11 protein-coding genes are annotated in these 9,231 nt (G+C 70.8%); 2 read left to right on the top strand and 9 right to left on the bottom strand.

The window, feature by feature from the left end; all coding sequences use genetic code 11:
• The first annotated feature begins 14 nt into the window (after positions 1–14).
• A complete protein-coding gene (locus tag ACWDS7_RS10290; RefSeq protein WP_451928995.1) occupies positions 15–470 on the top strand; it encodes a VOC family protein in 456 nt (151 codons plus the stop codon).
• A gap of 200 nt (positions 471–670) precedes the next feature.
• On the opposite strand, the gene ACWDS7_RS10295 is transcribed toward ACWDS7_RS10290, so the two are convergent.
• The 6 genes from ACWDS7_RS10295 to ACWDS7_RS10320 are packed head-to-tail and all read right to left on the bottom strand — an operon-like array spanning position 671 to position 6,236.
• Complete coding sequence (locus ACWDS7_RS10295) at positions 671–1,672, bottom strand: pyridoxal-phosphate dependent enzyme (RefSeq protein WP_451928996.1); 1,002 nt, start codon at positions 1,670–1,672, stop codon at positions 671–673.
• Entirely contained in the window at positions 1,593–2,582 is a 990-nt protein-coding gene (locus ACWDS7_RS10300; RefSeq protein WP_451928997.1) for a GHMP family kinase ATP-binding protein, read from the bottom strand. Before ACWDS7_RS10300 ends, ACWDS7_RS10295 begins: the two co-directional genes overlap by 80 nt.
• Positions 2,583–2,590: 8 nt before the next feature.
• The gene (locus tag ACWDS7_RS10305) at positions 2,591–3,397 is read right to left on the bottom strand and encodes a Rossmann-like domain-containing protein (protein WP_451928998.1); all 807 of its coding nucleotides are present in this window, start codon (positions 3,395–3,397) and stop codon (positions 2,591–2,593) included.
• Positions 3,357–4,175: an ABC transporter ATP-binding protein gene (locus ACWDS7_RS10310; protein ID WP_306873403.1), complete on the bottom strand. Its 819-nt coding sequence runs from the start codon at positions 4,173–4,175 to the stop codon at positions 3,357–3,359. The genes ACWDS7_RS10305 and ACWDS7_RS10310 overlap by 41 nt, the downstream gene beginning before the upstream one ends.
• A complete protein-coding gene (locus ACWDS7_RS10315) occupies positions 4,172–5,257 on the bottom strand; it encodes a FecCD family ABC transporter permease (protein ID WP_451928999.1) in 1,086 nt (361 codons plus the stop codon). Before ACWDS7_RS10315 ends, ACWDS7_RS10310 begins: the two co-directional genes overlap by 4 nt.
• On the bottom strand, positions 5,247–6,236 hold the full coding sequence (locus ACWDS7_RS10320; RefSeq protein WP_451929000.1) for an ABC transporter substrate-binding protein: 990 nt from the start codon (positions 6,234–6,236) through the stop codon (positions 5,247–5,249). The genes ACWDS7_RS10315 and ACWDS7_RS10320 overlap by 11 nt, the downstream gene beginning before the upstream one ends.
• An 83-nt stretch (positions 6,237–6,319) precedes the next feature.
• Between ACWDS7_RS10320 and ACWDS7_RS10325 the strand changes: the two genes are divergently transcribed.
• Positions 6,320–7,528, top strand: coding sequence for an MFS transporter (locus ACWDS7_RS10325; RefSeq protein WP_451929001.1), 1,209 nt, complete (start codon positions 6,320–6,322; stop codon positions 7,526–7,528).
• Between the two features lie 223 nt (positions 7,529–7,751).
• Here the strand turns inward: ACWDS7_RS10325 and ACWDS7_RS10330 are convergent, their stop codons facing one another.
• From ACWDS7_RS10330 to ACWDS7_RS10340, 3 genes are all read right to left on the bottom strand, one after another.
• A complete protein-coding gene (locus ACWDS7_RS10330; protein WP_451929002.1) occupies positions 7,752–8,249 on the bottom strand; it encodes a carboxymuconolactone decarboxylase family protein in 498 nt (165 codons plus the stop codon).
• 83 nt (positions 8,250–8,332) lie between these two features.
• Positions 8,333–8,578, bottom strand: coding sequence for a hypothetical protein (locus tag ACWDS7_RS10335; protein ID WP_451929003.1), 246 nt, complete (start codon positions 8,576–8,578; stop codon positions 8,333–8,335).
• A gap of 254 nt (positions 8,579–8,832) precedes the next feature.
• Positions 8,833–9,231, bottom strand: a 399-nt coding sequence (locus tag ACWDS7_RS10340) for a low temperature requirement protein A (RefSeq protein ID WP_451929004.1), incomplete at its 5' end; no start/stop codon positions are given.

The raw sequence follows: 9,231 nt of genomic DNA on the forward strand, positions 1-9,231 counted from the left end.
CGAAGGAAGACATCATGACGAACCCCATCCCCGAGGAGTACAAGGGCGGCGTTCCCTACCTCAACGTGCACGACGCCAAGGCGGCCATCGACTTCTACAAGAAGGCCTTCGGCGCGGAGGTGAGCATCGAGATCCCACGCCAGGGAGACAAGATCGCACACGCCGAGTTCCGGATCGGTGGCGCGGTCTTCATGCTGCGCGACGAATACCCCGAATACCACTTCCGCAGCCCGAAGACGATCGGCGGTACACCGGTCAACCTGCTGGTCTTCGTGCCGGACGTCGAGACGTTCGCCGAGCGGGCCACAGCTGCGGGAGCGCGCGTCATCCGGCCGGTGGAGATGCAGTTCCACGGCGATCTGCAGGTCGAACTGGAGGACCCCTTCGGTCACTCCTGGTTCTTCACCAGCCGGGTCGCCGACATGAACGCGGAGCAGTTGAAGGAGACCGCGTCGGCCGCGAACCTCTGAACCGGCCGAGCAGCTGCTTGCTGTACGTGAGGCAGTCCCCGGCGGGAACCGACCGCCGGGGCCAAGGAGCGGTCAAGCGAGTTCTTGTCGCAGGGGCCACGGAGTGACCGCGCCAGCCACCACTCCGCCGTATTCCGGTGGCACCCCATTCCCGGGAGCGGAGTCGGCCATGCTCGCCGGCCGATCACGATGCCTCGAATTCAGGACACCCGCGGTGACGCCCGGTTCCAGCGCATCCGGCACCACGGGAGCGCCAGGTCGACCTGGGTGGCGATGGTGCGGGGAGCCAGGGAGGCGATGGCGGCGGCCTCGCGGTGGCGCGCGTATACGGTGTCCACGTAGCGATGGCCGGTGTCGGGGGCGATGAAGAGCACCGTCCGCTCCGGGGACTGTTCGCGTTCCCAGCGGGCGGCCAGGTAGGCCGCTCCGGTCGACAGGCCGGCGAACACCGCGTGCCGGCGCAGCAGATCGACGCTGCCGGCCAGGGCCGCGTCGAAGGAGATCCAGTGGATCGTGTCGTAGGAGGCATGGCTGACGTTGGCGAAGGGGATGGAGCTGCCGATGCCGGCAATGATGATCTCCGGGTCGGTGACGTGCTCCGCGCCGAAGGTGACGCTGCCGAAGGGCTGGACGCCGACGAGTTCGAGGCCGGGGGAGTCGGGCCGGAGACAGCGAGCCAGGGCGCCGGTGGAGGCGCCCGAGCCGACGGCGCCGACGACGGTCAGGTTCTCGGCCCCCGTGGACTGCCGGATCAGGTCGGCCACGGCGGCATAGCCGTCATAGTGGATGTCATCGTGATACTGCCGCATCCAGTGGTAGTCGGGGTGGTCGGCGAGGATCTCGCCGATGCGCTCGACGCGCCGTTTCTGGTCCAGCTTCAGATCGTCGCCGGAGGGCATCTGCTCCAGCGTCGCTCCCAGGACGGTGAGCTGGATGCGCAGGGTGTGGTCGACCGTCGAGGATCCGACGATGTGACAGCGCATGCCGTACCGATGACAGGCCAGGGCCAGGGCGTAGGCGTAGATGCCGCTGGAACTGTCCAGCAGGGTGTCACCCGGCCGGACCTTCCCGGTGTCGAGCAGGTGGCGGACCGCGGCGAGCGCGGAGATCACTTTCATGCTCTCAAACCGCAGGCAGATGAGCCGCTCGTCGAGGCGTATCAGGTCCGGACGGCCGATCGCCTCCGCAATGTGCTGATCCATTCGGAAACTCCTTGATCGTCGAGAAGGTGCGGGTGGCAGGCAGACCGTTGCTCTCCAGCGCCTGCAGGCAGCGCCGTACCCGGCGCTGCAGGTCCGGGGCGGCGGGGTCAAGGAGCAGCCCGGCCACCGCACCGCTGTGCGCGATCTGCACCCCCAGCGCTCCGAGGCTCCGGGCGATGTCGATGAGGGTGTCGAACTCCGGATGGCGCAGAAGCTGTTGCCCGCGCCGGGCGCTGGCGGTGGCGACCTGGCCGAGCAGGGCGGCATCACCGGTGGCCACGGCCTGCCGAAGCCAGGTGCGCAGCTGTTCGTAGGCGCGCATGTCGTTGTCGTCGTGCGCGCGGGCCGGCAGGGAGAGGGTGTCCACGGGCGCGCCGCCTCCCAGGACGCAGCCCACGACGACGAGAGGTGGCAGACGCGGCCCGAGGACTTCCAGGACGCGGCCCTCACGCTGGGCGAACAGGGTGGGCCGGGCGTCGAGCATCAGCGGATCGCAGGCCAGTTCGGCCCGTACGGCGAGCGCGGCGAGGGTGCCGGGCGGCAGGCGCAGCCGGTAGGCGTCGGCCACCGCCCGCAGCACGGCGAGGACGTCGCTGGTGGAGCTGCCCATGCCCAGGCCTACCGGGATGTCTCCGGTGATCAGCAGGTGCCCGCCGCAGGGTGGCTGTCCGCTCCGGCGCGCGCATTCCAGGACGGCCAAGGCCGCCGCTCGAGCGGCCTTGCTCCGATCGCCGGGCTCAACGGTGATCAGGTCCGGCGGGCTGCCGGGGCGGCGGAGGAACTCGGCCTGGCTGCCCGGCCCGGTCATCGGCAGCGTTACCAGGCCGTGGCACCAACGGCCGGTGCTGTCGCGGAAGACGCCCTGCAGGATCTCACCGTGGTGACAGGAGGCGTGTCCGGTGCCGAGCAAGTCCCGGATCAACCACGGTCTCCCGCTCGGTAGCGGTACAGCACCGTGGGTTCGGCGCTGAACTGCGAGAACGGGAACGGCTCCGCGGACAGGGCGCTCACCCCCGAGCCGAGGAAGGCCCGGGCTATCGCGCTGCCGGTCTGCGCGTAGACGACCAGGGGGACGTCCCGGTCGCGGCAGCGCTCGAGGATGGTGTCGAAGGAGCCGTTGCTCAGCGTCATACCGGTGGCCACCACCGCCTCAGCGCGCTCCAGCACCTCGTGCATGTCGTCGGTGACGGGATCGCCCCACTGGGTCGCCCTGAGGTTGAAGTCGCACGGCAGGGGCTCGCCGCCGCGTTCCCTGATGGCCGCGACCAACGGGTTGACCACGCCGATGAGGCCGACTCGGGTGCCCTGGCCGATCTCCAGCAGCCCGGCGATGGCGGCGTCGCGGGCCTTGGCCCGGACCTCGGGCGGTCCGGCCGGCAGCGTAACGGGCTCGGCCTCCGCGGCTGAGCGGTGGGGGCGCTGTTCGGCGAGGTAGGCGTCGAGGGCGGCGATCCGGAGTGGCAGCGGTCCTTCGCGCAGCAGGGTGTCGAGCGGGAGACCGGAGAAGTCACGGCAGATCGCAGGGTCGATCTCCCCGGCTTCGAAGGCGCAGCCGCCGAAGGATCCGCCGAGGCGGACCAGGACGTACTGGTTGAGGTAGGTAGTGGTGCTGCCGGCCAGCCGGGTGCCGTGGTGGATCCAGAAGACGCTGGCCGCCACGGTTTCGGCGGGCGGGCGGCCGCGGTCACCGGCCAGGACGGACGCGGTGAGGGCGTTCACGGTCATGAGATTCCTTGTCGGTGAGGGGAGCGCGGTAGGCGATCACGGGATGGCCCAGGGAGTCGGTGGCGAGTTCCGCGTCCACCTCGAAGATCTCGGCGAGGCGGTCGGCGGTCAGGACGGCGGTGGGAGAGCCGGCGGTGACGAGGCGCCCGTGGTGCAGGAGCACCAGGCGGTCGCAGTAGCGGGCGGCGAGCGACAGGTCGTGCAGCACGACCAGCACCGTCTGGTCGGTGCCGGCGAGCAGCTCCATCAGCTCCAGCTGATGCTTGATGTCGAGGTGGTTGGTGGGCTCGTCCAGGAGCAGGCCGTACGGCTGCTGGGCGAGCGCTCGGGCGAGGTGCGCACGCTGGCGCTCGCCACCGGACAGACCGGCCCAGGAACGTCCGGCGAGTGCGGTGAGCCCGACGCGCTCCAGCGCGGCGGCGACGATGGCGCGGTCGGTGGCGTCGGCTCCGTGCCAGCGTTTGTGGAACGGGACGCGCCCCAGCCCCACGACGTCGGCGACCCGCAGAGCCGTCCCGGGCCCGGAGTCCTGCTCCATGAAGGCGATCTGACGGGCGATCCGCCGCGCACTCCAGCCCGCGATGGGCCGGCCGTCGTAGCGGACTGCACCCGCCTCCGGGAGGCGCAGCCCGGCGAGGCAGCGCAGCAGCGAGGACTTACCCGATCCGTTGGGACCCAGCAGGCCGACGGTCTGGCCCGGTTCGATGTCCACGCTGATGTCACGGAGCACCGGGGTGCCCGCGACCGACCAGTTGAGCCTCTCCGCGGTGATCCTCACAGTTCACCCCGCCGGCGCAGCACCAGCAGGAACAGGGGGACACCGAGCAGCGCGGTGATCACACCGACCGGCAGTTCCCGTGGTGCGAAGGCGACCCGGGCCAGAGTGTCGGTCCACACCAGGAACACCGCGCCGGCGAGCGCCGCGGCGGGCAGCAGCCCGCGGTGCAGCGGTCCGACCAGGAAGCGCATGCCGTGGGGGACGATCAGCCCGACGAAGCCGATGGCGCCGACCGTGGCCACGGCGACCGAGGTCAGCACGGCCGTCACGACAAGCAGCAGCATGCGGCTCCGCCGTACCGCCACCCCCAGCGACGCGGCGGTGTCCGCGCCGAACGCCAGCGCGTCCAGGGAGCCGGCGCACAACCACGCGGCCACCAGGCCGAGCGGCGTGACGATCGCGCAGACCACGACGGCCTCCCAGCGGGCCGGGGCCATCGAGCCGAGCAGCCAGTGGGTGATCGCGCGGGTGGTGTCGGCGTCGGCCGAGGCCATCAGGACGAGCGAGGTCAGCGCGGTGAACAGCTGGCCGACGACCACCCCGGTGAGCACGATGCGGACCGAGTCCAGACCGGTACGGCGGAGCAGGGCCAGCAGCAGCCCGAAGGACAGCAGCGCGCCGACGAGAGCGCCCCCGGTGACGCCGAGGGCATGGGTGCCGACGCCGAGGACGACCACGACGACGGCTCCGGTGGAGGCGCCCGAGGAGACGCCGAGCAGGTAGGGGTCGGCGAGCGCGTTGCGGGTGACGGCCTGCAGCACCGTGCCACACACCGCGAGTGAGGCGCCGACCAGGGCCGCCATCAGGACCCGAGGCAGGCGCAGGTCCCAGATGAGCGAGTCCACCAGCGGCGGGAGCGGATCGACGCCCAGGCCGAGCCGGGCGCCGACTGTCCGCGTCAGGTCGGCCCACCCGATGTCGGCGGTGCCCAGGCGCACGCCGGCCGCCACCGAGGCGGCCAGCGTGAGCATCGAGGCGATCACCAGCAGCGTGGACCGGCCTGTCCGGGGTGCCTCGGGCCTGCCGTCCAGCGGCTGCACGCTGTGCTCTCTGGCCGCCGGATGCAGCAGGTCAGCGGGCATGACCGAGGTCCTTCATGCCGGCTGCCAGCAGTCCCAGCGCGTGCACCGATCGCACGGAGGGGTCCAGCTCGATGCCCGGCACCTCGATGATCCTGTTGTTGCGGACCGCCGCCAGCTGGGAGATCACCGGTTCTTCGGCCATCGTGGCGCGCTTCTCCGCGGCCGAGTCACCGGGCCGGCCCCGCTCGGACAGGTCGCCGATCACGATGAGGTCCGGGTCGCGCTTGGCGACCTCCTCCCAGGAGACCTCCGGCCAGTCCTCGTTCACGTCGTCGAAGGCGTTCTTCGCGCCGACGATCCGGCTCATCTCGCTGGGCAGACCGGTCTTGCCCGCGACATAGGGCATGCCGTTGAAGATCGAGTAGAGGAAGACGACGGTGGGCGGGTCGGTGACCTTGGCGCCGCTCTCGCCGGCCCGGGCGACGGCGGCCCGTTGCTCACGGATCAGTCCGGCCGCCCGAGCCTCGGCGCCGAAGACCTTGCCGAGCTGCTCGTAGTCGGAGAAGAGCAGCTCGAAGGAGGTCATGCCGGGCTTGTTCTGCTGGGGGCAGTCCACGGCGCTGACGAAGGTGGGGACCTTGAGCGTGCCGAGTTCCTCGCGGGTGCCCGCCCGGTCCTGGGTGTAGAGGTCAGCGGAGGCGGCCATGACGAAGTCCGGGGTGGCGGCGCGCACCTGCTCACTGGTGGCGATCTTGGGGGCGATGACCGGGATCCTGGCGTACGCGTCCTGGTAGGTCGCGGGGATCTCCGTCTTCACGTTGGCCGTCCCGGCCATGCGCTCCTGAAGTCCTAGCTCCAGGAGGATCTCGGTCGAGGTCTGGTCCAGCGCGACGGCGCGCTTGGGGGGCTGGGCGAACGCGAGCGGCCGGCCGCAGCTGGTGACGGCGGCCTGGGCGGTGGGCTGGTCGGCCTGAACCGCCGAACAACCCGTGGTGGTCAGGAGAAGGACGAGGCCGAGGTGACGGCCGAGATGACGCATGGATGCTCCGGGAGTCGGCGTGGTGTGTGCCAAGATAGCGCAAACGGTAACCATTTTCATTTTAAAATCAGGAGCACCACACCGTGGCAACCAAGACCGATCCCCCCGTCCTGCGTGACCCCGCCTTCCTGCGGCTGTGGGTCGGGACCACCGCCTCCGGCCTCGCGACCTGGGCGCTGCCCTTCGTGCTCGGCCTCGCGGTGCTGCACCGCGAACTCGACGCGGTGGGCCTGGGCCTGGTCCTCGCAGCCCGGACCGCCGGCTTCCTGGCCGCCGTCGCCGTCGGCGGCGTGCTGGCCGACCGCCACTCCCGCCGAGCGGTCGTGCTCTGGTCCGCCCTCGCGGCCGCGCTCGCGGCGCCGCTCCTCGCTCTCGGACTCGGCCGATCCCTGGTACTGATGGCCGCGGCCGCCGCCGTGGCCGGTGCCGGGCAGGGGGCATGCCGTCCCGCCTTCCAGGCGCTCACCGCTGAGGTCGTCGATCCCGGCCGCAGGCAGCAGGCCAACGCCGCCATGACCTTCGCGGTGCGCGTCTCCACGCTGGCCGGCCCCATGCTCACCGCGCTCCTCGCGGCCTACCTCGAGGTCGGCACGCTGCTGCTGGGTATCGGCCTGCTCTGGCTCGTCGCCGCCCTGCTCCCCGGACGCGGGGCCGCCTCGCCCACCCTGTCCGCCGTGCCCGCGCCGGGCTCTTCCTTCCGCGCCGACTTCCTGGACGGCATCCGCGAGGCTTGCCGTCATCCCTGGTTCCTGGCCGGGCTCGCCGCCCTGACCTCCGTGATCGCACTGGGCTACTCGGCCACCAGCGTCGCCCTGCCTCTGATCAGCCGGGACCGCTACGGCAGCGAATGGGTGCTTGCCGCGGCCATGACCGCCTACACCGTGGGGGCGCTCGGCGGCGCGCTGATCACCGCCCGGTGGCGGCCCCGCGCCCAGGGCTGGGCCGCCTTGGCCGGGCTGGCTGTGTACGGCCTCGCGCCGCTGAGCCTGATGCTGCCCGTGCCCCCGGTGCTGGTGATCGCCGCCTATGCCCTGATCGGCATCGGGATCGAGCTGTTCAACGTGCCGTGGTTCACCGCCATCCAGCGTGAGGTGGCACCGGACAAGCTGGCCCGCGTCTCTTCGCTGGACTTCCTGCTTTCGTACGGCCTGGCGCCGGCCGGCCTGGCACTCATCGCTCCGGGCATCGAAGCCTTCGGGGTGACGCCGGTACTGGCCGTGTGCGCGGCGGTCTGCTTCCTGGCTCCCGCGCTGGCCGCGCTGGTCCCCACGGCTCGTCGCTTCGGCCGTTGACCAGCCTGGTGCGACGGGACAGAGGATCGTGACGCACCAGAAGGTCACGATCTGACCTTGGGCAATGTGGGCGGAGCCAGGACCGTGCTGGACCCTGCGACCTTCACGTGAGGACACCATGGACCGGCTCCCCGGCCTACCGAGCCCCTCTCCTTGTGGGGCCTTTGATCGGGGGGTGCTCAGGGTGCGTATCGTCACCCTGAGCGAGGTCCCGTGGTGGGTGTTACCTCCTCCACTGCTCCGCCGGTGACACACCGGGCAGCGGCTTGCCGATGAGGGCCAGCGGGAGGAAGAAGCAGACCTGGCCGATCGCCATGATGAGCGTGGCGAGCGCCTTGTCGTCGTACTGCTCGGATGCCCGGGCGTACAGCTCGTCGGGGACGCGCTCGCCGGACGCGCTCGGAGTGAGGACGGATTCGACCAGTTCCAGCGCGATCCGTTCGGCTCCGGTGAAGTAGGGCGCGTCCCGCCAGGAGGCCACGGCGGTGATGCTCTCCTCACTTGCGCCGGCCTTGCGGAGGTTGCCGGTGTGCAGGACGGTCAGGTACGTGCTGCCGACGATCTGTCCGGCGCGCAGCTGGACCAGGCTGATGGTGGTCTGCGGGATCATGCCGTTTCCGGTCGCCTTGTACAGGGCGCTGCCGATGTCCTTGAGCTCGGGGACGAGCACGGCGGGGTTGGGCAGGCGCGACCGGTGGTTGTGCTGCTGGGCGGTGGTCATGGTGGTGGTGTTCCTTTCTGAACGGTGTTCCGCCGCTATGACGGCTCGCACGGGGCGAAGGTGACCGGTGAGGCGACGGATTCTCACCTCGGGATGCTGTCGAGGGACTCCGCGCTCCGGCTCACGGGGCGCGGCCGCAGGAGGAGGACGGCGGTGAGGATGGCGGCCAGGCAGAACGCGCCCGCGCCGAGCATGCCGGCGGTGTAGCCACTGGTGAGCGTGTTGTGCACGGGTGTGCCCTGCGGTCGGTCGGTGGTGGCGGCGGCGATGCCGGCCAGGACGGCCAGGCCGAGGGCGCCGCCGATGACGCCGGAGCGATGGGTGAGCACGTCCCCGCAGCGTGATCGCGTCCTTGCCACCGGCGGCGAACTCCGGCCAGCTGCGAGCCCACCTGGCCGTCCTGCTCGGCCACCACCACGGCGAACGCCTCGCGCACCCGCTCGAAGCCGTCCGCCACCGTCCCGTGAACATCCGTCCTGCTCATCGTCAGCAACCTTCCGTGAGTGTCGGTCGCCGGCATGTCGGATGGTGCGGGGAAAGATGACCGGTGCGTATAGCGGTCACCTTTCACCGGTTTGACGCGTCACCGGTATGACGTTTGCCGATGGAGAGGATTGCGACCGTGACACCCCATGACTTCCTGGCCGTCCAGTTCGAGGGGCACCGCCCCCGTCTGAGGGCGGTCGCCTACCGCATGCTCGGCTCGCTGACCGAGGCCCACCGGATCCTCGAGACCGGCCCGTAGCCATTGGGCGACGAGGCCGATCCTCATGATGAGGTAGCCCAGCGTGACGACACCGTAATCGCCGTGACCGGCCGCGGCCGGCACACCGGCGGCAAGGACCAGCACACCGGCCATCTGCACCATGGTCAGCAGCCGGTAGGCGACATCGTCGGTGTCGTAGGACGAGGCGAACCAGGTGAAGTTCATCCACGCCCACCAGATCGCGAAGAACACCTGCAGGAACGGGACCAGTCCGGC

It is taken from the genome of Streptosporangium sp. NPDC003464, assembly GCF_053588315.1.